We start from the raw sequence: 21,971 nt of genomic DNA on the forward strand, positions 1-21,971 counted from the left end.
AACCTATTTTTTTCGGAGAAGACAACGATGACGAAGACATTCCTTGCACGGCTGGCGGCGGTGGCCGCGCCTTTCGTTCTGGCCTTCGGCCTGGGCAGCGCGCCGCAACTGGCGGGCGCCCAGACCCCAGCCGCACCGCAGGCTGCAGCGAGTGCTGCCGCCGCACCGGCGCCGGTGGCGGTGCCCGAGAAGCCCGCCGCACCTGCTGCCGCACATGCCGCCACCGCCAAGGTCGACAACCCCTACGGCGTGGGCGCGCTCTGGTCGCAGAGCGATGCGGTCGCCAAGGCCGTGCTCGCCATCCTGGCGATCATGTCGATGGGCAGCTGGTACGTGATCGTCACCAAGCTGCTCGAGCAGATGCGCATGGGCCGCCAGGCGCGCGCGGTCGACAACGAGTTCTGGAACGCGGGCACCGTACAGGCCGGCACCTCGCGGCTGGCCGAGGGCAGCCCGTTCCGCTTCATTGCCGACGCCGGCATGCAGGCCACGCAGAAGCACGACGGCCTGCGCGGCAAGGTTGACTTCGCCGACTTCGTCGACCTGTGCATCCACCGCGCCACCGAGCGCGTGCAGCGTCGCCTGAGCAACGGCATGTCGCTGCTGGCCACCGTGGGTTCGACGGCGCCGTTCGTCGGCCTGTTCGGCACGGTCTGGGGCATCTACCACGCGCTCACCGCCATCGGCGTGGCGGGGCAGGCGTCGATCGACAAGGTGGCCGGCCCGGTGGGCGAGGCGCTCATCATGACCGCCATCGGCCTGGCCGTGGCCGTGCCCGCGGTGCTGGGCTACAACTGGCTCCTGCGCCGCAACATCACCGTGATGGACGACGTGCGCGAGTTCAGCGGCGAGCTGCACTCCGTGATCCTGGCCGGCAGCGCCGCTGCCTGACGCCCCGCGCACACAAGCGGACGGCGCCATGGCGATGAACATCCCGGCTTCCGGGGGAGACGAGGAACAGGCCATTGCGGCCATCAACACCACGCCGCTGGTCGACGTGATGCTGGTGCTGCTGATCATCTTCCTCATCACCATTCCGGTGGTCAATTACTCGGTGCCCGTCGCGGTGCCGAAAGAGCGCAACGAGGTGCGCGAGAGCAAGCCCGAGACCGTCGTGATCTCGGTGGACGCCAGCGGCCGCACCTACTGGTACGACACGCCGGTGCAGGGCACGCCCGCGCTGGTCGCGCGGCTCACCAAGGTGGCGGCCCTGAACCCGCAGCCCGAGGTGCACATCCGCGGCGACTGGCATTCCGACTACGAGCCGGTGGGCCGGATCATCTACGCCTGCCAGGCGGCCGGGATCGCCAAGGTGGGCTTCATCACCGAGCCGCCGGCGCGCAACTGACGAGCAGACAGCGAGACAAGCCATGCCAAGAAAAGAAAAGCAGGGGCGGCGCAGCAGCGCGCCCTCCGACGAGCCCTTGATGGACATCAACACCACGCCGCTCATCGACGTGATGCTGGTGCTGCTGATCATGCTGATCATCACCATCCCGATCCAGCTGCATTCGGTGAACCTGAACATGCCCACAGGCAACCCGCCGCCCAGCGACCTCAAGCCCGAGGTGCTGCGTATCGACATCGATGCGCTCAGCGTCGTGCAGTGGAACGGCGAGCCATTGACCGACCGCAGCGAGATGGAACGGCGCTTCGAGCAGGTCGCCGCGCAGGCCGTGCAGCCCGAGGTGCACCTGCGCCCCGACCGCCGCGCCAAGTACGAAGTGGTGGCCGGCGTGATGGCCTCGGCGCAGCGCACGGGCGTGAGCAAGCTGGGCATCGTGGGTGCGGAGCAGTTCATCCCATGAAGCGCTCCCGCAAGGATTTCAACCCCAAGTCCCGCTTCGGGCCCGTCGGCATCGCCGTGATGGTGCTGTTCCACGTCGGCGTGGGCTATGCGCTCGTGTCGGGGCTGGCGCGCCAGACGGTCGAGCTGATCAAGAAGCCGATGGACGCGACCATCATCAGCGAGATCAAGCCGCCACCGCCGCCCCCTCCACCGCCGCCTCCGCCGCCGAAGAAGATCGTGCGGCAGGAAACGCCCAAGCCGCCGCCACCGCCGCGCCCGGCCTACGTGCCGCCGCCGGCCGTGACACCGCCCGCCACCTCGGCGCCCGCGATCACCGCCGTGCAGAACACCGAGCCCACGCCGCCGCCGCCGGCCGCACCGCCGGCGCCCCCCGCGCCGCCGGCGCCGCCGAAGGCGACCACCACCGACATCGCGGTGGCCTGCCCGCGGCAGGTCAAGCCCGAGATGCCGCGCAAGGCGATGGACGAAGGCATTGGCGGTGTCGTCAAGGCCGAGGTCCGCATCAAGGGCGGCCATGTGCAGGAGGTGCGCTTCCTGTCGGGGCCGCGCGTGTACCACTCGGCCGTGCGTGCCGCGGTGATGCGCTACGAGTGCCAGACCACGGGCGATGCCGAGGTGCTGGCGACGCAGGAGTTCGTCTTCCGTATCGAATAGCGCGCAGGAGGCCGTGGCCTCTCTTCTTCAGACAGGCCGGCCCAAGCCGAGCGCGCGCATCACGGCGGCCGTGCGCGTCTCGACGCCCAGCTTCACGTAGACATGTTCCAGGTGCTTGTGCACGGTGCGGGGGCTGATCGTGAGCAGGGCGGCGATTTCGGCGTCGGTCTTGCCTTGCGAGAGCCAGTGCATGACATCGCCCTCGCGCGGCGTGAGGCCGGCGGGCACCGCGTCGGGCAACGGCGCCGGGGCGCGGCAGGCCAGCCGGTACAGGAAGGCCACCGCCATCGCATGCTCCAGCCCCACGCGCCGGCAGTAGTCGGCCTGCAGGGCGGCGCGGCGGAATTCGCGCCGGCCCGGCGCCTTGGCGATGCGGCGGGTGGTGCGCAGGCGATGCGCGTCAGCGCCGCGATGCCGCACGGGTGAATCCCCGGACTCCAGCTTGTCCAGCAGGCGAAGTGCGCTCGCCCAATCGTTGCGCGACAGGTGCGTCATGGCATGCCTTTCACGGTGCATACGCATTGCTGCGTATGGCGCCCGCATGCATCGAGAGACAGGATGCTCGCAGGCCCTTTGCCGCGAATTCAGTATAGGCACGCAAGGGCCGCGCAAGTCGCCTGCCGACGAAGGGGATACACATGGCCATCGACGAAACACGGCTTAACGCCTTCATGGGTAACTTCGTCCACGACCTCGGGGCCGTGATGCACGCGGCCACCGTCGTCGTCGGCGACCAGCTCGGCCTGTACAAGGCGCTGGCCGAAGGCCCCTCCACCGTGGAGGCGCTGGCCCGCCGCACCGAGACCGACCCGCGCTACCTGCGCGAATGGCTCTCGGCCCAGGCCGCCAGCGGTTACGTCGAGTACGACCCGAAAGGCGAGCTGTTCTCGATGACCGAGGAACAGGCCTTTGCGCTGGCCGAAGAGGGCAGCCCGGCCTTCGTGCCCGGTGCGTTCCAGATCGCCGTGGCGCAGTTCAAGGTCATTCCCAAGATGCTCCAGGCCATGCGCACGGGCCTGGGCATCGGCTGGCACGAGCACGACGCGGCCCTGTTCCATGGCACCGAACGCTTCTTCCGGCCCGGCTACGCGGCCAACCTGGTGAGCCAGTGGATTCCGGCGCTCGAAGGCATCGAGCCGCTGCTGAAAAGCGGCGCACGCGTGGCCGACGTGGGCTGCGGGCACGGGGCCTCGACGTTGCTGATGGCGCAGGCCTATCCCGAATCCAGCTTCGTCGGCTTCGACTATCACGCGCCGTCGATCGAACGCGCACGTGAAACCGCGCGCAAGGCCGGCGTCGACGATGAAAAGCGCCTGCGCTTCGAGGTCGCGAGCGCCAAGGATTTCCCCGGTGAAGACTACGACCTGGTTGCCGTCTTCGACTGCCTGCACGACATGGGCGACCCGGTCGGCGCGGCGGCGCACGTGCGGCAAGCCCTCAAGCCGCAGGGCACGTGGATGATCGTCGAGCCCTTTGCCAACGACCGGCTGGAAGACAACATCAACCCGGTGGGGCGCGTGTTCTATTCGGCCTCGAGCTTCATCTGCACACCGGCCTCGCGTTCGCAGGAAGTGGGCCTGTGCCTGGGGGCGCAGGCCGGCGAAGCGCGCCTGCGCGACGTCGTCTCGCAGGGCGGCTTCTCACACTTCCGCCGCGCCAGCGAAACGCCCTTCAACCTGATCTTCGAAGCACGTCCATAAGGACACATGAAGGAGCCGCCATGTCACGCCAATACATCGACTGCCGCGAGTACCCAAGCACGATGAACTGCAGTGTCGCGCTCTGCGCCGATTCCGAAGGCGAACTGCTCGATGCCGCCGTCCAGCACGCCGTGGCCGTGCACGGCCACACCGACACGCCCGAACTGCGCCAGCAGCTGGCGAGCATGTTCAAGGCCGGCACGCCGCCGGTGGAGCTCGCGAAGACGCCCGCCTGACTGGCTGACTGAAGGTCCTGCGCGGCCCCGGCCGCCGTCACGAACCTTGATGCAGATCAAACGCTTGCATCGGCAAGGCGCTTAGCCTGCCCCGATGCAAGCTTCCGCCGCGCTCGCGCCGTTTCCGTCCCTGCCATCGTCCGCCAGCGGCGATGCCCGCGCGGACGCCTGGCAGCTGCTCGACGATCCCGCCGAGTGGGCCGCGTTTGGCCGCCAAGTGGATGCCGCCACGGGCCGCTGGGAATCGCATGTCGCGGTCGAGGGCATGCACTGCGCGGGCTGCGCCTTCACCGTCGAGGCTGCGCTGGCGCAGGTGCCCGGTGTGGTCGAAGTGCAGGTGAATGCCGCGAGCCGGCGCGCGCGCGTCGTGTGGTCGGCCGCGGCGACGCGGCCCTCGCGCTGGTTCGAGGCCAGCGCGCGCGTGGGCTACCCCTTGCTGCCGGCCGGCAGCCGCAGTGCGCGCGAGACGCGCACGCGCGAGCTGCGCATGGCGCTGTGGCGCTGGCTGGTCGCGGGCTTCTGCATGATGCAGGTGATGATGTACGCCTACCCGGCCTACGTCGCGCGCCCCGGCGACATGACGGCCGATGCGGCCCAGCTGCTGCGCTGGGCCTCGTGGGTGCTCAGCCTGCCCGTGGTGCTGTTCTCGTGCGGGCCGTTCTTTCGCAGCGCCTGGCGCGACCTGCGCATCGGGCGCATCGGCATGGACCTGCCCGTGACCTTCGGCGTGGTCATCACCTTCGTGGTGAGCACCGCCGCCACTTTCGACCCCACGGGGCCGCTGGGGCACGAGGTCTACTTCGACTCGCTGACGATGTTCGTCTTCTTCCTGCTCACCGGCCGCTGGCTCGAGGCGCGGCTGCGCGACCGCACGGCCGGCGCGCTCGAGGCGCTGATGCACCGGCTGCCCGACGGCGTCGAACGCCTCGGGCTCGACGGTGCGTGGACCCGCGTGGCGGTGCGCCGGCTTGCGGCGGGCGACGTGGTGCGCGTGCGCCCCGGCGAGGCCTTTCCGGCCGACGGCACGGTGATCGACGGCGACACCACCGCCGACGAGGCGCTGCTCACCGGCGAATCGCGCCCCGTGCCGCGCCCCTGCGGCGACCGCGTGCTCGCGGGCAGCCACAACCTCTCGGCCGTGGTGCAGGTGCGCATCGCGTCGGTGGGCGAGGGCACGCGCTTCGCGCAGATCGTGCGGCTCATGGAAAACGCCGCGCTCGACAAGCCGCGCCTGGCCCGGCTGGCCGACCGCATCGCGCGCCCCTTTCTCATCGCCGTGCTGGTCTGCGCGTTCGGCGCGGGCGCGCTGTGGTGGTCGGTCGATCCCGGCAAAGCGTTGATGGTCGCGGTGGCGGTTCTGATCGTCACCTGCCCCTGCGCGTTGTCGCTCGCCACGCCGGCCGCGATGCTGGCGAGCGCGGGCGCCCTGGCGCGCGGCGGCGTGCTCACGTCGAACCTGCAGGCGCTCGAAGCGCTGGCGGGCGTCGACACCGTGGTGTTCGACAAGACCGGCACGCTCACGGGCGACACGCCGTGCCTGGAACGCGTGTACTGCCGCCAGGGCTTGCGCCCCGGCGATGCGCTGGAGATCGGCGCGGCGCTCGGCACGCTGTCGCTGCATCCCGCCGCGCGTGCGCTCGTGAACGCCTGGCAGGCGCAGTTCCGCGCGCCGCCGGCCTGGTCGGCGACGCAGCTGCGCGAGACGGTGGGGCAGGGCGTGGCGGCCTCGCTGCACCGGCGCGATGCGGTGGACGACCACGACGCGCGCCCCGTGCGCCTGGGCTCCGCGTCGTTCTGCGAAGTACCCCCGCTGGAGGTCGATGCAGCGCAGATCCACCTGAGCGACAACGAAGGCTGGATCGCCAGCTTCGTGCTCGCCGAGGAGCTGCGCCCCGACGCCACGCAGGCCGTGGCCGCATTGCAGGCGCAGGGCTTGTCGGTGCGCCTGCTGTCAGGCGACCGCGACAACGCGGCGCGTGCCATCGGCGCGCAGGCCGGCATCGCGGCGGTGCAGGGCGACTGCGCACCCGAGGACAAGCTCGAGGTGCTGTGGCAGCTGCAGGCGGCCGGGCGCGAGGTGGCGATGGTCGGCGACGGTCTCAACGACGGCCCCAGCCTGGCGCGCGCCAACGCCTCGTTCGCCTTCGGTCATGCCGTGCCGCTGTCGCGCGCACGTTCCGACTTCGTGGTGCTCGGCGACGCACTGCAGGCTATTCCCGTGGCCGTGGCGCAGGCGCGCCGCACGCTGCGCGTGGTGCGCCAGAACCTGTTCTGGGCCGCGGCCTACAACGCCGTGTGCGTGCCGCTGGCCGTGGTCGGCTGGCTGCCGCCCTGGCTCGCGGGGCTGGGCATGGCGGCGAGCTCGCTGCTGGTGGTGCTCAACGCGGCGCGCCTCGCCGCGCCGGGGAAAGTGGCGGTGGCCTGATGGACGTGCTGTTCCTGCTCGTGCCGCTGTCGGTGGTGCTGGTGCTCGCGATTCTGGGCGGGCTCTGGTGGGCCATCGAGCGTGGCCAGTTCGAGGACATCGAGGTCGAAGGCGACCGCATCCTGAACAACGACTGACACAGCGACCGATGGCTTGATCTGCATCAAGCCTGCCCGCGTGATGCCGGCAGACACTGCCCGGAAACCACATCAACGGGCACCACGATGCAGCAGACCACGCACCCTCCAGCGGCCATCTACGACGACACCGTCGTCCGGCAGTTCGCACTCATGTCGGTGGTCTGGGGGGTGGTCGGCATGCTGGTCGGCGTGATCATCGCCTCGCAGCTGACCTGGCCCGACCTCAACCTCGGCATTCCCTGGCTCAGCTACGGCCGCCTGCGTCCGCTGCACACCAACGCGGTGATCTTCGCGTTCGGCGGCTGCGCGCTCATGGCCACGAGCTTCCACGTGGTGCAGCGCACTTGCCAGGTCCGCTTGTTCGCACCGGCACTGGCTTCTTTCGTGTTCTGGGGCTGGCAGCTGGTGATCGTTGCCGCCGCCGTCAGCCTGCCGCTGGGCTACACCAGCGGCAAGGAATACGCCGAGCTCGAATGGCCCATCGACATCCTGATCGCGGTGGTCTGGGTGGCCTATGCCATCGTGTTCTTCGGCACCATCGGCCTGCGCAAGGTGCGCCACATCTACGTGGCCAACTGGTTCTACGGCGCCTTCATCATCGCGGTGGCGCTGCTGCACATCGTCAACAGCGCGGCCATTCCGGCCGGCTGGATGAAGAGCTATTCGGCCTACGCCGGCGTGCAGGACGCCATGGTGCAGTGGTGGTACGGCCACAACGCCGTGGGCTTCTTCCTCACGGCCGGTTTCCTGGGAATGATGTACTACTACATCCCCAAGCAGGCAGGGCGCCCGGTGTACTCGTACCGGCTGTCGATCGTGCACTTCTGGGCGCTGATCTTCACCTACATGTGGGCCGGCCCGCACCACCTGCATTACACCGCGCTGCCCGACTGGACGCAATCGCTGGGCATGGTGTTCTCGCTGATTCTTCTGGCGCCCAGCTGGGGCGGCATGATCAACGGCGTGATGACGCTGTCGGGCGCCTGGCACAAGCTGCGCACCGACCCGATCCTGCGCTTTTTGATCGTCTCGTTGTCGTTCTACGGCATGTCGACCTTCGAGGGTCCGATGATGTCCATCAAGACCGTCAACGCCCTGAGCCACTACACCGACTGGACCGTGGGCCACGTGCACTCCGGCGCACTGGGCTGGGTGGGCTTCATCACCATGGGCTCGCTGTACTACCTGATCCCGCGCATGTACGGCCGCGTGGCCATGTACAGCGTGCGCGCCATCGACCTGCACTTCTGGATGGCCACCATCGGCATCGTGCTGTACATCGCCGCGATGTGGATCGCCGGCGTGATGCAAGGCCTCATGTGGCGAGAGATCAATGCCGACGGCACGCTGACCTACACCTTCGTCGAGAGCGTGAAGGCCACCTTCCCCTACTACCTGGTGCGCGTGATCGGCGGCGTGCTCTACCTGGGCGGCATGCTGGTCATGGCCTGGAACGTCTGGATGACCGTGATCAGCGGCCGCTCGGTGCGCGCCGAGATCCCGGCCGTTGCCGCTGCCCACGCCTGAAGCCACTGAGGACGCACGATGAACGCACCTGACAACAAGAACTCCGCGCCCGCCGCCACCGGCTTCACGCACGAGAAGGTCGAGACCAACAACCTGCTGATGATCGTGCTGATCCTGCTGGTGGTGGCCATCGGCGGCCTCGTGGAGATCGTGCCGCTGTTCTTCCAGAAGTCGACCACCGAAGCAGTGCAGGGCGTGAAGCCGCTCACGCCGCTGCAGCTGGCCGGGCGCGACGTGTACCTGCGCGAGGGTTGCTACAACTGCCACTCGCAGATGATCCGCCCCTTCCGCTCGGAGACGCTGCGCTACGGCCACTACTCGGTGGCCGGCGAGTTCGTGTACGACCACCCCTTTCAGTGGGGCAGCAAGCGCACCGGCCCCGACCTGCACCGCGTGGGCGGGCGCTACAGCGACGAGTGGCACCGCATTCACCTGAACAACCCGCGCGACCTCGTGCCCGAGTCGAACATGCCGGCCTACCCGTGGCTGGAGAAGGGGTTGGTCGACGGCGGCAGCATCGCCACCCACATGCGCGCGCTGCGCAAGGTCGGCGTGCCCTACACCGACGAAGAAATTGCCAAGGCCGCCGACGAGGTGGCCGGCAAGACCGACATGGACGCCACCGTGGCCTACCTGCAATCGCTGGGCCTGGCGCTCAAGTAAGAAGAAAGAACAGGCAACGCCCCATGACCGACATCACCACCCTGCGCATCGCCGCGACCATCGCCTGCTTCGTCGTCTTCATCGGCATCGTGGCCTGGGCCTGCGCGCGCCGCAACACGCAACGCTTCGCCGAAGCGGCCCGGTTGCCGTTCGAGCAGGACTGAAGGGACACACCGCGATGAGCGATTTCATTAGTAACTTCTGGTCCAGCTATGTGGCCGTGGCCTCGCTGCTGAGCATCCTCGGCTGCGCGCTGCTGCTGTGGCTCACGGCGCGCAAGCGCGTGCCCTCGGACGCCGACAACACCACGGGTCACGTCTGGGACGAAGACCTGCGCGAAGCCAACAACCCGCTGCCGCTGTGGTGGGTGGGCCTGTTCGTGCTGACCATCGTCTTCTCGCTCGGCTACCTGGCCGTGTTCCCGGGCCTGGGCAGCTTTCGCGGCACGAACGACTGGAGCTCGCGCGGCGAGTACCAGGCCGACGTGGCCAAGGCCACGCAGGCGCTGGAGCCGGTGTATGCGCGCTACACGCCCATGTCGATCGAAGAGGCCGCACGCGACCCGCAGGCCCATGCCATCGGCGAGCGCCTGTTCATGAACAACTGCGCGCAGTGCCACGGCTCCGACGCACGCGGCAGCAAGGGCTTTCCGAACCTCACCGACGCCGACTGGCTGCACGGCGGCACGCCCGACAAGATCGTCGAATCGATCACCCACGGCCGCACGGGCGTGATGCCGCCGGCCGCCGCGATGGTCGGCTCGCCCGACGACGTGAAGAACGTCGCCAACTACGTGCTGAGCCTGTCGGGCGAGCCGCACGACTCGCTGCGCGCGGGCCTGGGCAAGTCGAAGTTCGCGGCCTGCGCGGCCTGCCACGGCATCGGCGGCGTGGGCAACGCCGCCATGGGCGCGCCGCGCCTGAACGACCGCATCTGGCTGCACGGCTACGGCGAAGCCGCCATCGTGCAGATCATCAACGAGGGCAAGCACAGCACCATGCCCGCGCAGGACGGCCGCCTGACCGAGGCGCAGATCAAGCTGCTGGCCTCGTACGTGTGGGGCATGTCCAATCCGCCTGCCGCGACGCCATGAGGCGCAAGACCGTCATTCCCATCGTCAGCGCACCGCCTGCCGCTGCGCCGGAGGTCGGTCTCTACGAGGCGACGAAGAAGATCTACCCGCGCAGCGTGCAGGGCCTGTTCGCGCGCTGGCGCTGGGCCATGGTCTTCCTCACCCAGCTGGTGTTCTATGGCATGCCCTGGGTCGAATGGGGCGAGCGGCAGATGGTGCTGTTCGACCTGGCCGCGCGGCGCTTCTACATCTTCGGGCTGGTGCTGTACCCGCAAGACCTGATCTACCTGTCGGGCCTGCTGGTGGTGAGCGCGCTGGCGCTCTTTCTCTTCACCGCCGTGGCCGGCCGCCTGTGGTGCGGTTACGCCTGCCCGCAGACCGTCTACACCGAGATGTTCCTGTGGGTGGAGCAGCGCATCGAGGGCAACCGCAGCGCGCGCATCCGGCTCGATGCCGGTTCGTTCTCTTTTGAGAAGCTCGGAAAGAAGGCCCTCAAGCACAGCGTCTGGATCGCCATTGCGCTGTGGACCGGCTTCACCTTCGTGGGCTACTTCACGCCCATCCGCGAGTTGGGCTCGGCCCTGCTGCAGCTGCAGATGGGCTCGTGGGAGGTGTTCTGGGTGTTCTTCTACGGCTTTGCCACGTACGGCAACGCCGGCTTCATGCGCGAGCAGGTGTGCAAGTACATGTGCCCCTACGCGCGCTTCCAGAGCGCGATGTTCGACCGCGACACGCTCATCGTCAGCTACGACCCGCAGCGCGGCGAACCGCGCGCACCGCGCCGCAAGACCGTCGATCCGCGCAGCGCCGCACTGGGCGACTGCATCGACTGCAGCCTGTGCGTGCAGGTATGCCCCACGGGCATCGACATCCGCGAAGGCCTGCAGTACGAGTGCATCGGCTGCGGCCTGTGCGTGGACGCCTGCGACAGCGTGATGGACAAGATGGGCTACGCGCCGCGCCTCATCCGCTACGACACGCAGAACGGCATGGAGGCCGGCTGGTCGCGCCGCCAGCTCTGGCGCCGCGTGCTGCGCCCGCGCGTATTGATCTACACGGCGTTGCTCGCGCTGCTGGTGGCGGGCCTGCTCGCCAGCCTGGTCGCGCGCACGCCGCTGAAGGTCGACGTGGTGCGTGACCGTGCGTCGCTGGCGCGCATCGTCGAAGGCGGGCGGCTGGAGAACGTCTACCGGCTGCAGATCATGAACGCGACCGAGCGCACGCAGCACTACCGCATCGCCGCGCGCGGCATCGACGGGCTGAGCGTGTCGCCCGACGAGGCCATCGAGGTCGAACCCGCGCAGGCGCGCTGGGTGGCCGTGCGGCTGCAGGTGCCTTATGGCGCCGCGCCGGCCGGTTCGCACACGGTGCACTTCGACATCCGCGAGGCGGATGGCGCGGCGCAGGTTTCCGAAAAAGCGGTCTTCCTGGTGCCGCGCTGAAAGGTCTTCCCATGAACGATGCCCTGCCGATGAACGAGCCCGCGACCTCCGGCCCCTGGTGGCGCTACCCGCTGGTCTGGCTGGTGATTGCGGGGCCCGCGGCCGTGGTGCTCGCGAGCATCGCGACCGTCTGGCTGGCGCTGCGCACGCCCGAGGTGCTGGTGTCGGAGGACTACTACCGCGAAGGCATCGAGATCAACCGCACACTGGCCGACAAGAAACTCATGCCGGCGCAGGCCGGGCGCAACCATGCGGCGACGCCCGAGGGCGACGTGCCGGTGCCCAAGCGGGGCGCGCAGTGAGTGCCATCCGCCGGGTCGCCGGCATCCTGTGGCCGTCGTTCCTCGTCGCCTGCGGCATGGAGGTGCTGGTGTTCGCGATGATCGATCCGGTCCACACCTACTGCGGTGCGGACGCACTGAGCCTGTCGCGCCAGGGCATCTACACCGTGTCCTTCTTCGTGTTCTGGCTGATGGCGGCGGCCTCGAGCGCGTGCACCACGCTGCTGGCGCTGCCGTCCGAGAAAGAGACTGCTTCATGACGCTTCCTCTCGCGTGTGTTCCCGATGCCCCATCCGTGCTGCCCGTCGAGCTGCTGCGCCGCTTCGACGTGCCCGGGCCGCGCTACACCTCGTACCCGACGGCCGACCGCTTTGTCGACAGCTTCGGCGCCGGCGACTACGCGCAGGCGCTGCACCAGCGGCGTGATGCGGACACGGCCGGCGAGCCGCTGTCGCTGTACGTGCACATCCCGTTCTGCGAATCGCTGTGCTACTACTGCGCCTGCAACAAGGTCGTCACCAAGCACCGCGAGCGCGGGCGTGAGTACCTTGGCTACCTCGCACGCGAGGTGGCGCTGCAGGTCGCGCAGCTCGGGCCCGATGCACCCGTCGGCCAGCTGCACCTGGGTGGCGGCACGCCGACCTTCCTGGACGATGAAGAACTGGGCGAACTGGTCGCGATGCTGCGCCGTGCGTTCGCCTTCGTGCCGGGCGGCGAGCAGTCGATCGAGATCGATCCGCGCACCGTCGATGCGAAACGGCTCGCCGCGCTGGCCGCGCTCGGCTTCAACCGCCTGAGCTTCGGCGTGCAGGACTTCGACCCCGCCGTGCAGCAGGCCGTGCACCGCATCCAGCCGGCGGCGCAGGTCTTCGCGCTGATGGACACGGCGCGCGCGCTGGGTTTCAGATCGATCAACGTCGACCTCATCTACGGCCTGCCGCGCCAGAACGACGCCTCGTTCGAACGCACGCTCGTGCAGGTCCGCGAACTGCGGCCCGACCGCATCGCGCTGTACGCCTATGCCCACCTGCCGGAGCGCTTCAAGCCGCAGCGGCGCATCGCCGCCGACGAGCTGCCCGATGCGCCCACGCGCGTGCGCATGCTCGGTCGTGCGATTGCCGCGCTCACCGAAGCCGGCTACGTCTACATCGGCATGGACCACTTCGCGCTGCCCGACGACCCGCTGGCCGTGGCCAAGCGCGAGGGCCGCCTGCACCGCGACTTCCAGGGCTACAGCACGCAGCCCGACGGCGACCTCGTCGCGCTCGGCGTGTCGGCCATCGGCCGCGTGGGCGCCACCTACAGCCAGAACGCGAAGACGCTGGAAGACTATTACGCGCTGCTCGACCAGGGCCGCCTGCCCGTGGTCAAGGGCCTCGCGCTGTCGGACGACGACGTGCTGCGCCGCGACGTCATCATGGCGCTGATGTGCCGCGGCCGCGTCGACTTCGACGCCGTCGAGGCGGCGCACGGCATTGCCTTCGCCGACTACTTCGCGCCCGAACGCGCCGCGCTGGCGCCCATGACCGAACAGGGGCTGGTGCGCCTGTCGGCGCGCGCCATCGAAGTCACCGACGCCGGCTGGTTCCTCGTGCGCGCCGTGGCGATGGTGTTCGACCGCTACTGCGCCGCGACGCGCACGCGCTTCTCGCGCGTCGTTTGATTCGATGGACTCACCCGCACTCGCCGGCGCCGCGCTGCTCATGGGCCTCGCCGGCGGGCCGCATTGCGTGGCGATGTGCGGCGCGGTGTCGGCCGCGGTGATCCGCATCGTGCCGGTGGGCGGACCCTTGCAGGCCACGCACGCCATCGCACCGGTCGCCTTTCACCTCGGTCGCATGGCGAGCTACGCAGTGGCCGGCGCCATCGCCGCCGCGAGCCTGCACGGCCTGGGCGCAGCGAGCGCGCAGGTCGCGGCCTGGCGGCCGTTGTGGGTGATGCTGCATGTGTTCGTGCTCGCCTGGGGCGTGGTGCTCGCCGTCGCGGGCCGCCAGCCGCTGTGGGCGCAGCGCGCCGGGCGCGCGCTCGAAGCGCGCCTGCGGCCGATGGCTGGCGGCTCGGTGTTGGGTGTGCTCGCCACGGGCGCGCTGTGGGTCGCGATGCCTTGCGGTCTGCTCTATTCGGCGCTGATGCTGGCCGCGTTGGGCAACGGGCCGTGGCAGGGCGCCTCGACGATGGCGCTGTTCGCGCTCGGCAGCAGCGTGTCGCTGCTCGCCGCGCCGTGGCTGTGGCAGCGCCTGCGCGGGTGGGGCGACAGCGGCACGCGGCAGGCCTGGGGCGCGCGGCTGGCGGGGGTGCTGCTGGCGGCGGTGGCGCTGCAGGCGCTGTGGATGGATTTGAGCCATCGCATTGCGGACTGGTGCGGCTGAGGCGCTGCCGCGCTGTCTCGTCAGGCGATGCTCTCGATCAGCAGCGCCTGCAGCACGAAGCGCCGGTTGTCCGCCGGCGCCGTGCGTTCGCCGAGCAGCTCAGCGAGCGCGGCCGTGGGGTGGCTGTCGGCCGCCGCGCCGTCGAGCACCGGAATGCCCGCGTGCTGGCCGATCTGCCGCACCAGCGCGGCGTCGATGCCCTCGCAGGCCACGGCGTCGTACAGCCGGCCGAGCATGCGCGCCGTGTGCTGCAGCTCCTGCACCGGCGTGGCGGGCGAGAGGCTGGAGCGCATCGTCGCGACCTGCGCGCCCAGTTCCTCGGCGGCCTGGCGCAGCAGGGCCAGCGCTTCGCTGTCGCCGGCCTCGCTGAGCAGGCCGAGGTTCTTGCCGCGCAGCAGCCGCGGCGGCGCGGCGCCGTCGAGCGCGGCGCGCTGGAGCAGGCGGGCGCGGCCGAGCAGGCTGGCTTCTTTCTGGGGCGACAGCGCAGCGGCGAAGGAGTGCATGGCAAGGTTCGACATGTGTCTCGCGGAGGCTAGCCAGCCTTGTGTTTCCCGCCTTGACGCACATCAAGGCCGGCGCCGCTGTTACACGCCGGACACAGAGCATTCACCCGACGTTACGCACCGATGCGGGCCGTTGTCACTGCGGGGCCTCGCGCTTCCTAGCATCGAGACATCGCCTGATCGCAGGCGAAAAAGCTACACAAGACAGAACGCCGAGGAATCCCCATGCTCACGAGTGCCCGCCCCAATCCCCTCCTGCCGCTTCGGCCCCTTCCGACGGTGCAGAAGGAGGACGCGGGCCGGCGCACGGCCGAGCGCCTGCGCGTGCTGGCCGAGCAGCTGCAACCGCAGCGCCGCATGGTGCACACGGGCGACGTGATCTACCAGGCCGGCGAACGCTTCGGCAACCTCTACATCCTGAACTCGGGCTTCTTCAAGATCGTGAACCTCTCGGCCGACGGCCGCGAGCAGGTGGTGGGCCTCAAGTTCCGCGGCGACTGGCTGGGCTTCGACGGCATCGCGGGCCAGCGCTACGTGTGCGACGCCGTGGCGATGGACACGGGCGAGGTCTGGGTCGTGCCCTACGAATCGCTGCTGACGGCCTGCACCGCGCACCCCGCGCTGCTGCAGATGCTGCATGCCGCGATGAGCCGTGAGATCGCGCACGACCGTGATTCGCTGATGTCGGTGTGCACCTTGCCGGCCGACGCGCGCGTGGCCGACTTCCTGCGCTACTGGGCCGAGTCGCTGGCCGACCGCGGCATGCGCACCGACGAGATCACGCTGCGCATGACGCGCGCCGAGATCGGCAACTACCTGGGCATGACGCTCGAAAGCGTGAGCCGCGCACTCTCGCGGCTGGCGCGGGACAAGGTCATCGGCTTTGCTACCAAGGGGCGGCGCGAGGTGCAGATTCCCGATGTGGGCGCGCTGTCGGCCTTTGTGCAGCGCTGCCTGGCGCCGGCGCCTGCACTGCTTCAGTAACGAGAGCCGTCGCTCACTCGCTCACTCGCGTGAGGCCAGCAGCGCCCGCGCCATCGCACGTGCGAGTTCGCTGCGCGAATACGGCTTGCGCAGCAGCTCCCAGCCCGGGGGCGCTTCGCGGTCGGCGTCGAGCAGCTCCGCCGAAAACCCCGACATCAGCAGCACCGCGAGCCGCGGTTGGCGTTGCACCGCCTCGGCAGCCAGCCGCGTGCCGCGCATACCGGGGCCGAGCGCGATGTCGCTCAGCAGCAGGTCGAAAGGCGTGGCCTCGGCCGCCATGGCGGGCAAGGCCTGTTCGGCATTGGCAGCAGTCGCAACTTCGCAGCCCAGCGTGGTGAGGAAGGTGTGGACGACCTGGCGCACCTCGGCGTCGTCTTCGACGAGCATCACGCGCAGGCCCGGTGCCAGCGTGGCTTCGGCTTCGATCTCGATGGGGTCTTCATCGGCAGGTGCTGCAGCGCTCGCCGTATCGGCCTCGACCTGCGGCAGGTAGAGCGTGACGGTGGTGCCGGCGTTGAGCTTGCTGTCGATGGCGATGGCGCCGCGCGACTGCTTCACGAAACCGTACACCGTGCTCAGGCCCAGGCCGGTGCCGCGTCCGGCGTCCTTGGTGGTGAAGAAGGGCTCGAAGATGTGCTCCATGACTGCGTCGGTCATGCCGGTGCCGCTGTCGGCGATGGAGAGCGCGACGAAGCGGCGGCCGGCGTCGGCGTCGCTGAGTTCCTGGCGCACGGTGGCGGGCAGGGCATCGCAGGCTTCGGCGCGGAAGTGCAGGTGCCCGCCCTCGGGCATGGCGTCGCGCGCGTTGATGGCGATGTTCAGCAGCGCCGATTCGAGCTGGCCCGGGTCGGCGCGCACGGCGGGGCAGGGGTCGGCAGTGTCGATCTCGATCTGGATGCGCTGGTCGAGCGTGCGGCGCAGCATGTCGGTGAGCGAGTGCAGCATCTGCCGCACGTCGACCGCGTCGGGCTGCAGCATCTGGCGCCGCGAGAACGCCAGCAGCTTGCCCGTGAGTTCGGCGCCGCGCCGGCTGGCGCGCGCGGCGGCGGCCACGAGCTGCTGCGCGTAGCCGTCGGCCGCGAGCTGCGGCAGCTCTTCGAGCACCTGCAGGTTGCCCTGGATGATGGTCAGCAGGTTGTTGAAGTCGTGCGCGATGCCACCGGTGAGCTGGCCCACGCTCTCCAGGCGCTGCGCGTGGTTCAGCGCTTCTTCGGTCTGCACGCGCTGCAGGCTGGTGGCCAGCAGGCTCGCCACCGATTCGAGAAAACGGATCTCCTCGTCGCCGAAACGCCGCGCAGCGGTGGCGCGCACCGACAGCATGCCGGTCACGCGGCCCCGGTCGGACAGCGGCACAGCCAGCGCGCTGACCAGCCCGGCTTCGAGGTACGCAGGCGGCACGGCGAAGCGGCGCTCCTCGCGGTAGTCGGGCACGACGACCGGGCAGCCTTGCGAGAGCACGTAGCCGGGTTGGGTGTCGGGCCGGTTGGTGATGCGCAGGCCGACGCTTTCGTCGGCGAGCAGGCCCACGCCGCTCGCAAGGCGGAACTCGCGCTGGCTGCCGTCGAGCAGCCACACCATCGCGACCTCGACCTGCAGCGCGGTCGCGACGATGTCGGGAACCTGCGCCAGCACCACCTGCAGGTCGCGCGTGTCGACCGCCAGCCGGCCCAGCTGCGCGAGGTGTTCGCTGTAGCGCGCGCGCTGCAGCGCCTGCTTCACGCGCGGGTAGGCGCCGATGTCGCGGATCGCAGCCACCACGAAAGGCAAGCCCTGGTTCTGCAGCGGGCTCAGCGCGATCTCGACCATCACCTCGCTGCCGTCCTTGCGCTTGGCGACGAGTTCCATGTCGGTGCCCATCGGGCGCGGGCGCGGCGCGCGGCCGTAGGCTTCGCGGAATGCCGCGTGGCGCGGGCGGATGCTGTCGGGCACCAGCGCTTCGACGCTCAGGCCCACGAGCTCGTCGGCCGCGTAGCCGAGCATGGCGGCGGCCGAGGGGTTGGCCAGCACGATGTGGCCCGACTGGTCGACCACCAGCAGCGAATCGGGGTACGCGGCGAACAGTGAGCGGAACACGCTGCCTTCCTCGACGCCCGAGGGTAGGCCGGGGATGGACGGTGGCTGCGGTGCGTGGTCGTCAGCCATGGGTGACCGGCGGCACGAGGATGTAGCCCGCGCCGCGCACCGACTTGATGAGCTGCGGATCGTCGGCGTTGGCCTCGATCTTCTTGCGCAGCCGGCCGACCTGCACGTCGATCGTGCGGTCGAAGGGCGCGGCCTCGCGACCGCGCGTCTGCTCGAGCAGGAAGTCGCGCGAGAGCACGCGGCCCGGGTGCCGCGCGAAGGCGCACAGCAGGTCGAACTCTCCGGTGGTCAGCGGCACGGCCTCGCCCTGCGCGTTGCTGAGGCTGCGCGCGGCGGTGTCCAGCCGCCAGCCGGCAAAGCGCAGGCGCTCGGGCGGCGTGGGCGCGGCGGCCGTCGCCACCGATGCGTCGGGTGTCAGGCGGCGCAGCACGGCCTTGACGCGTGCGACCAGCTCGCGCAGGTCGAAGGGCTTGGTCACGTAGTCGTCGGCGCCCACTTCGAGGCCCACCACCTTGTCGACCGGATCGCCGCGGCCGGTGACGATCACGAGGCCGCAGCGCCAGTTTTCGCGCATGTGGCGGGCGATGGAGAAACCGTCTTCACCGGGCAGGCCGAGGTCGAGCAGCACGAGGTCGGCCGGGTCGGCCGCCATGAGCGCCCGCAGCGCCGCGCCGTCATGGATCTGGGTGACGCGAAAGCCGTGGCTCTGGAGGTAGTTGGCCAGCAGCAGCGTGATGTCGACCTCGTCGTCGAGCACCGCGATGTGGGGGGCAGAAGTCATGCGGGGGCTGGGAGAAAAAACGCCGGCGCCACAGGGGAGGGCGCATGGAGCCGGGAAGCGTAGCACGCAAGCCGCGCGCGTGGCAGCTGTGGCGCCCGCCGTTGATCTGGCGCAAGGCCTGCGGGCAGGGCGCTTCCGAGAATCGCGGCCACTGTCCACCGTGTCTGAAGGGTACGTACGCATGGCATCTTTTCTTCTCTCCGGCGCGCTCGATCTCCCGTGGTGGGGCGTGCTGCTGGCCGCACTGGCACTGACGCACGTCACCATCGCCTCGGTCACCATTTTTCTGCACCGCCACCAGGCGCACCGTGCGCTCGACCTGCACCCCATCGCGAGCCACTTCTTCCGCTTCTGGCTCTGGATGACGACGGGCATGGTCACCAAGCAGTGGGCTGCTGTGCACCGCAAGCACCACGCCAAGTGCGACACGCCCGAAGACCCGCACAGCCCGCAGGTGGTGGGCCTGAAGCGCGTGCTCTGGGGCGGCGTGCTGCTGTACGTGGCCGAGGCGCGCAACCCCGAAACGCTGAGCCGCTACGGCCACGGCACGCCCGACGACTGGCTCGAGCGCCGGCTCTACACGCGCTACCAGACGCTGGGCATCACCTGCATGGGCCTGATCGACATGGCGCTCTTCGGCGTGCTGCCGGGCGCGCTGGTGCTGGTGGTGCAGATCGCATGGATTCCGTTCTGGGCCGCCGGCGTGGTCAACGGCATCGGCCACTTCTGGGGCTACCGCAACTGGCCCGCGTCGGATGCGAGCACGAACATCTTTCCCATCGGCCTGCTGATCGGCGGCGAGGAACTGCACAACAACCACCATGCGTTCCCGACCTCGGCCAAGCTGTCGAACAAGTGGTTCGAGTTCGACATCGGCTGGGTCTACATCCGCGCGCTGCAGGCGGTGGGGCTGGCGAAGGTGAAGCACCTCGCGCCGAAGCCGCGCCTCACCACGCCGCGCGCCACCGTCGACCTGCTCACGGTGCAGGCGGTGATCCGGCACCACTACGACGTGCTGTCGAACTACTCGCGTTCGCTGAAGCAGGCCTGTGCGCAAGAGCTGGCGCGACCGCATGCGCTCGCACCGAACAAGGCCCGCGCACTGCGCGCCGCGCAGCCCTGGCTCGGCAAGGAAGAAAAGGCGCTCGACGCCACGCGCCACGCCCAACTCACGCAGGCGCTGGTGGCCTCGCAAGCCCTGGAGACCATGTACGCGATGCGGCGTGAACTGACGGCGCTGTGGAGCCGCTCGGGCGCCACCGGCGAGCAGCTGGTGAAGCGGCTGCAGGACTGGTGCGAGCGCGCCGAAGCCAGCGGCATCGCGCCGCTGGCGGCCTTTGCGGTGCGGCTGCGTTCTTACGCCTGAGGCCAGCCTTCGCCGGTGCCGTCAGGCCTGCCCGACCTGCACCGCGACATCGAGCGGGATGGCCCGGCGCAGCGCAGTGCCCACGGGGGAGTGCGCCTCGGCCCACTGCACCAGGTCGCGCAGGTCCTGCTCCGGCACGCCATCGGCAGCGATTCGCACCGCGACATGGATGCGGCTGGGGCCGGCGGGCACGGAGGCCGGCTCGCCGAGCAGGCCGCGGCTGTCCGACTGGCTGCCGACGACCACTTCGAGGGTCGTCAATGCGATGCCGAGCTGCGCCGCCCGCATGGCGATCACGGTCGTTTCGCAACTCGCCAGGGCGGCGCGCATGAACCAGCCGGGCGATGGCGCTTCCGCGTTGCCTCCGATGGCCTTCGGCATGTCGGTCTCGAGGGATTCCCCCGTGGGCCCGGTCACGCGAAAGCGCAGGCCCGACACCAGTGTGGCCACTGCCTGTTTGTCCTGGGTCAGGGCGTTCTGGGGATGCGTCGCGAAGTGGCTCGCGAGGGTGTCCATGGACTGCCGGATGTGCTGGGGTGAGCTCATGGCGCTGCTCCTTGAAACGGGGAACGGGCGGGCGGTTCTCGCGCGAAAAAAGAGAAATGAGCCGCGAGCGCTGCAACTCATTCTGGGCGCGCCGCCGGGCCCCGTCAAACCGGCGGCGGGCGATGCCGCCTACTGGTTCGCGACCAACCCGTCCGGCAGGCTGAAGCGCTCGTAGTCGACCTTCGCAGCGACTTCGGGTGCGCGGATCAGCAGCACCGGCACGGGCGCCATGCGCAGGATGTGCTCTGCACTGCTGCCCATGGCCCAGCGGCTCAGGCCGCGCCGGCCGTGCGTGCCGAGCACGATGAGATCGGCCTTCGAGGCGATGGCTTCGGTCACCACCTGGTCGTGGACCGCGCCGGCCTTGAAGCCGTCGCGCAGCACAGTGTCGGCCTCGACACCTTCGGCCTGCGCCTGGGCGCGCGCCTTCTCCAGCAGTGCCACGGCGTCGGTGCGCAGTGTCGCGAGCCAGTCGCTCGAATGGCCCGCGTAGACGCCGACGCCGAGTGCGAACGAGAGCTCGTCGAGGATGTGGACCAGCCGCAGGCGCCCACCCGTGAGCTTGGCCAGGCGGATGGCTTCGGCCAGGCCTTCGCCGGACGTGGAACTGCCGTCGATCGGAACCAGGATGTGTTGGTACATGGTGTGGAACCTCCAGGGGTGCGTTGAAGAAAGAAAAGAGGAGATGCCGTGCCAGTCTGTGCCTGGCCGCATGCACGGGCCTTGATCTGGAGCAAGCCCGCACGGCCTCGGGCTTGCGACCCTTGGGGCCTTCGAAGAAAGAAGGAGACCTCTCATGACCCATGTCGCGGTGAAGATCATTCGCCAGGAGCACGCCGCGCTGGCGGCCATGCTGCGTTCCATCGTGATGCTGCTCGACCAGCACCGCCGCAAGGGTACGATGCCCGACTTCGCGACGCTGCGCGCGATGCTGTTCTACGTGGACGAGTTTCCCGAGAAGCGCCACCACCCGAAGGAGACCGAGCTGCTCTTTCCCCGGCTGCGTGCCTGCACGCCGATCTCGCGCGACCTGATGGACAAGCTCGACAACGACCATGCCTGGGGCGAGCGCAAGATCCGCCACGTCGAGCACGCGCTGCTCGCGTTCGAGATGCTCGGCGAGCCGCGGCGCGTGGCCTTCGAACAGGCGATGAACGAGTACGTGAGCTTCTACCTGGAGCACATGGCGCACGAGGAGCGCGAGATTCTTCCGCTGGCCGAGCGCGTGCTCAGCGAGGACGACTGGCGCGAGCTCGATGCGGCCTTCGGCGAGAACCGCGACCTGTTCTCCAGCCACCCCGCGCCCGACGAGGTCTACGCCGCGCTCTTCACGCGCATCGTCAACGTGGTGCCCGCGCCGATCGGGCTGGGGCCGGCGCTGTAACAACGG

General features: G+C 69.5%; 26 protein-coding genes. 20 read left to right on the plus strand and 6 right to left on the minus strand.

The window, feature by feature from the left end:
• Nucleotides 1-27 precede the first annotated feature (27 nt).
• Genes CY658_RS03650 through CY658_RS32665 form a run of 4 tightly spaced genes read left to right on the plus strand, consistent with a single transcriptional unit; the run spans nt 28 to nt 2,464 of the window.
• Nucleotides 28-891: a MotA/TolQ/ExbB proton channel family protein gene (locus CY658_RS03650; RefSeq protein WP_101488901.1), complete on the plus strand. Its 864-nt coding sequence runs from the start codon at nt 28-30 to the stop codon at nt 889-891.
• Nucleotides 892-919: 28 nt separating this feature from the next.
• Nucleotides 920-1,348 carry an ExbD/TolR family protein gene (locus CY658_RS03655; RefSeq protein WP_101488902.1) on the plus strand — a complete coding sequence of 143 codons (429 nt, stop codon included), beginning with the start codon at nt 920-922 and terminating at the stop codon, nt 1,346-1,348.
• Nucleotides 1,349-1,370: 22 nt separating this feature from the next.
• Nucleotides 1,371-1,808 carry an ExbD/TolR family protein gene (locus tag CY658_RS03660; RefSeq protein ID WP_099792493.1) on the plus strand — a complete coding sequence of 146 codons (438 nt, stop codon included), beginning with the start codon at nt 1,371-1,373 and terminating at the stop codon, nt 1,806-1,808.
• On the plus strand, nt 1,805-2,464 hold the full coding sequence (locus CY658_RS32665) for an energy transducer TonB (protein ID WP_180838858.1): 660 nt from the start codon (nt 1,805-1,807) through the stop codon (nt 2,462-2,464). Before CY658_RS03660 ends, CY658_RS32665 begins: the two co-directional genes overlap by 4 nt.
• A 27-nt stretch (nt 2,465-2,491) precedes the next feature.
• Here CY658_RS32665 and CY658_RS33095 read toward each other — a convergent pair whose 3' ends face one another.
• Nucleotides 2,492-2,959, minus strand: a complete 468-nt coding sequence (locus CY658_RS33095; RefSeq protein ID WP_101488904.1) for a helix-turn-helix transcriptional regulator — start codon at nt 2,957-2,959, stop codon at nt 2,492-2,494.
• 143 nt (nt 2,960-3,102) lie between these two features.
• Between CY658_RS33095 and CY658_RS03680 the strand changes: the two genes are divergently transcribed.
• The 13 genes from CY658_RS03680 (at nt 3,103) to CY658_RS03740 (ending at nt 14,319) form a co-directional block, all read left to right on the plus strand.
• Nucleotides 3,103-4,164: a class I SAM-dependent methyltransferase gene (locus CY658_RS03680; RefSeq protein WP_101488905.1), complete on the plus strand. Its 1,062-nt coding sequence runs from the start codon at nt 3,103-3,105 to the stop codon at nt 4,162-4,164.
• 20 nt (nt 4,165-4,184) lie between these two features.
• The gene (locus CY658_RS03685) at nt 4,185-4,400 is read left to right on the plus strand and encodes a DUF1059 domain-containing protein (protein ID WP_101488906.1); all 216 of its coding nucleotides are present in this window, start codon (nt 4,185-4,187) and stop codon (nt 4,398-4,400) included.
• A 94-nt stretch (nt 4,401-4,494) separates the two neighbouring features.
• Entirely contained in the window at nt 4,495-6,825 is a 2,331-nt protein-coding gene (locus CY658_RS03690; protein ID WP_101488907.1) for a heavy metal translocating P-type ATPase, read from the plus strand.
• Nucleotides 6,825-6,962 (plus strand): cbb3-type cytochrome oxidase assembly protein CcoS, encoded by a 138-nt coding sequence (ccoS, locus tag CY658_RS03695; protein WP_062481719.1) that lies wholly within the window; start codon nt 6,825-6,827, stop codon nt 6,960-6,962. Before CY658_RS03690 ends, ccoS begins: the two co-directional genes overlap by 1 nt.
• Before the next feature lie 87 nt (nt 6,963-7,049).
• Nucleotides 7,050-8,492 (plus strand): cytochrome-c oxidase, cbb3-type subunit I, encoded by a 1,443-nt coding sequence (gene ccoN, locus CY658_RS03700; RefSeq protein ID WP_101488908.1) that lies wholly within the window; start codon nt 7,050-7,052, stop codon nt 8,490-8,492.
• 18 nt (nt 8,493-8,510) lie between these two features.
• Nucleotides 8,511-9,155: a cytochrome-c oxidase, cbb3-type subunit II gene (gene ccoO, locus CY658_RS03705; RefSeq protein WP_101488909.1), complete on the plus strand. Its 645-nt coding sequence runs from the start codon at nt 8,511-8,513 to the stop codon at nt 9,153-9,155.
• A gap of 23 nt (nt 9,156-9,178) precedes the next feature.
• Nucleotides 9,179-9,319, plus strand: coding sequence for a cbb3-type cytochrome oxidase subunit 3 (locus tag CY658_RS03710; RefSeq protein ID WP_101488910.1), 141 nt, complete (start codon nt 9,179-9,181; stop codon nt 9,317-9,319).
• A 14-nt stretch (nt 9,320-9,333) separates the two neighbouring features.
• Complete coding sequence (gene ccoP / locus CY658_RS03715) at nt 9,334-10,248, plus strand: cytochrome-c oxidase, cbb3-type subunit III (protein ID WP_101488911.1); 915 nt, start codon at nt 9,334-9,336, stop codon at nt 10,246-10,248.
• Complete coding sequence (gene ccoG, locus CY658_RS03720) at nt 10,245-11,669, plus strand: cytochrome c oxidase accessory protein CcoG (RefSeq protein WP_101488912.1); 1,425 nt, start codon at nt 10,245-10,247, stop codon at nt 11,667-11,669. Before ccoP ends, ccoG begins: the two co-directional genes overlap by 4 nt.
• Before the next feature lie 11 nt (nt 11,670-11,680).
• Entirely contained in the window at nt 11,681-11,971 is a 291-nt protein-coding gene (locus tag CY658_RS03725) for a FixH family protein (protein ID WP_101488913.1), read from the plus strand.
• On the plus strand, nt 11,968-12,210 hold the full coding sequence (locus CY658_RS03730) for a hypothetical protein (protein ID WP_101488914.1): 243 nt from the start codon (nt 11,968-11,970) through the stop codon (nt 12,208-12,210). Before CY658_RS03725 ends, CY658_RS03730 begins: the two co-directional genes overlap by 4 nt.
• A complete protein-coding gene (gene hemN / locus CY658_RS03735) occupies nt 12,207-13,613 on the plus strand; it encodes an oxygen-independent coproporphyrinogen III oxidase (protein ID WP_101488915.1) in 1,407 nt (468 codons plus the stop codon). Before CY658_RS03730 ends, hemN begins: the two co-directional genes overlap by 4 nt.
• A gap of 4 nt (nt 13,614-13,617) precedes the next feature.
• Complete coding sequence (locus CY658_RS03740) at nt 13,618-14,319, plus strand: sulfite exporter TauE/SafE family protein (RefSeq protein WP_101488916.1); 702 nt, start codon at nt 13,618-13,620, stop codon at nt 14,317-14,319.
• 20 nt (nt 14,320-14,339) lie between these two features.
• Here CY658_RS03740 and CY658_RS03745 read toward each other — a convergent pair whose 3' ends face one another.
• On the minus strand, nt 14,340-14,837 hold the full coding sequence (locus tag CY658_RS03745; protein WP_101488917.1) for an ornithine carbamoyltransferase: 498 nt from the start codon (nt 14,835-14,837) through the stop codon (nt 14,340-14,342).
• Between the two features lie 210 nt (nt 14,838-15,047).
• On the opposite strand from CY658_RS03745, the gene CY658_RS03750 reads away from it, so the two are divergent.
• Nucleotides 15,048-15,806: a Crp/Fnr family transcriptional regulator gene (locus tag CY658_RS03750; RefSeq protein WP_101488918.1), complete on the plus strand. Its 759-nt coding sequence runs from the start codon at nt 15,048-15,050 to the stop codon at nt 15,804-15,806.
• A gap of 21 nt (nt 15,807-15,827) precedes the next feature.
• On the opposite strand, the gene CY658_RS03755 is transcribed toward CY658_RS03750, so the two are convergent.
• Both CY658_RS03755 and CY658_RS03760 read right to left on the minus strand, forming a co-directional pair.
• Entirely contained in the window at nt 15,828-17,948 is a 2,121-nt protein-coding gene (locus CY658_RS03755; protein ID WP_101488919.1) for a PAS domain S-box protein, read from the minus strand.
• The gene (locus tag CY658_RS03760; RefSeq protein WP_101488920.1) at nt 17,941-18,669 is read right to left on the minus strand and encodes a winged helix-turn-helix domain-containing protein; all 729 of its coding nucleotides are present in this window, start codon (nt 18,667-18,669) and stop codon (nt 17,941-17,943) included. The genes CY658_RS03755 and CY658_RS03760 overlap by 8 nt, the downstream gene beginning before the upstream one ends.
• A gap of 181 nt (nt 18,670-18,850) precedes the next feature.
• Between CY658_RS03760 and CY658_RS03765 the strand changes: the two genes are divergently transcribed.
• Nucleotides 18,851-20,035 carry a DesA family fatty acid desaturase gene (locus CY658_RS03765; RefSeq protein ID WP_101488921.1) on the plus strand — a complete coding sequence of 395 codons (1,185 nt, stop codon included), beginning with the start codon at nt 18,851-18,853 and terminating at the stop codon, nt 20,033-20,035.
• 21 nt (nt 20,036-20,056) lie between these two features.
• Here the strand turns inward: CY658_RS03765 and CY658_RS03770 are convergent, their stop codons facing one another.
• Complete coding sequence (locus CY658_RS03770) at nt 20,057-20,581, minus strand: OsmC family protein (protein ID WP_180838859.1); 525 nt, start codon at nt 20,579-20,581, stop codon at nt 20,057-20,059.
• 129 nt (nt 20,582-20,710) lie between these two features.
• Nucleotides 20,711-21,223 (minus strand): universal stress protein, encoded by a 513-nt coding sequence (locus tag CY658_RS03775; RefSeq protein ID WP_101488923.1) that lies wholly within the window; start codon nt 21,221-21,223, stop codon nt 20,711-20,713.
• Nucleotides 21,224-21,377: 154 nt separating this feature from the next.
• Between CY658_RS03775 and CY658_RS03780 the strand changes: the two genes are divergently transcribed.
• Nucleotides 21,378-21,965: a hemerythrin domain-containing protein gene (locus tag CY658_RS03780; protein ID WP_101488924.1), complete on the plus strand. Its 588-nt coding sequence runs from the start codon at nt 21,378-21,380 to the stop codon at nt 21,963-21,965.
• Nucleotides 21,966-21,971 lie beyond the last annotated feature (6 nt).

This window comes from Variovorax sp. RO1, assembly GCF_002849325.1.
In the GTDB taxonomy this organism is placed as follows: domain Bacteria; phylum Pseudomonadota; class Gammaproteobacteria; order Burkholderiales; family Burkholderiaceae_C; genus Variovorax.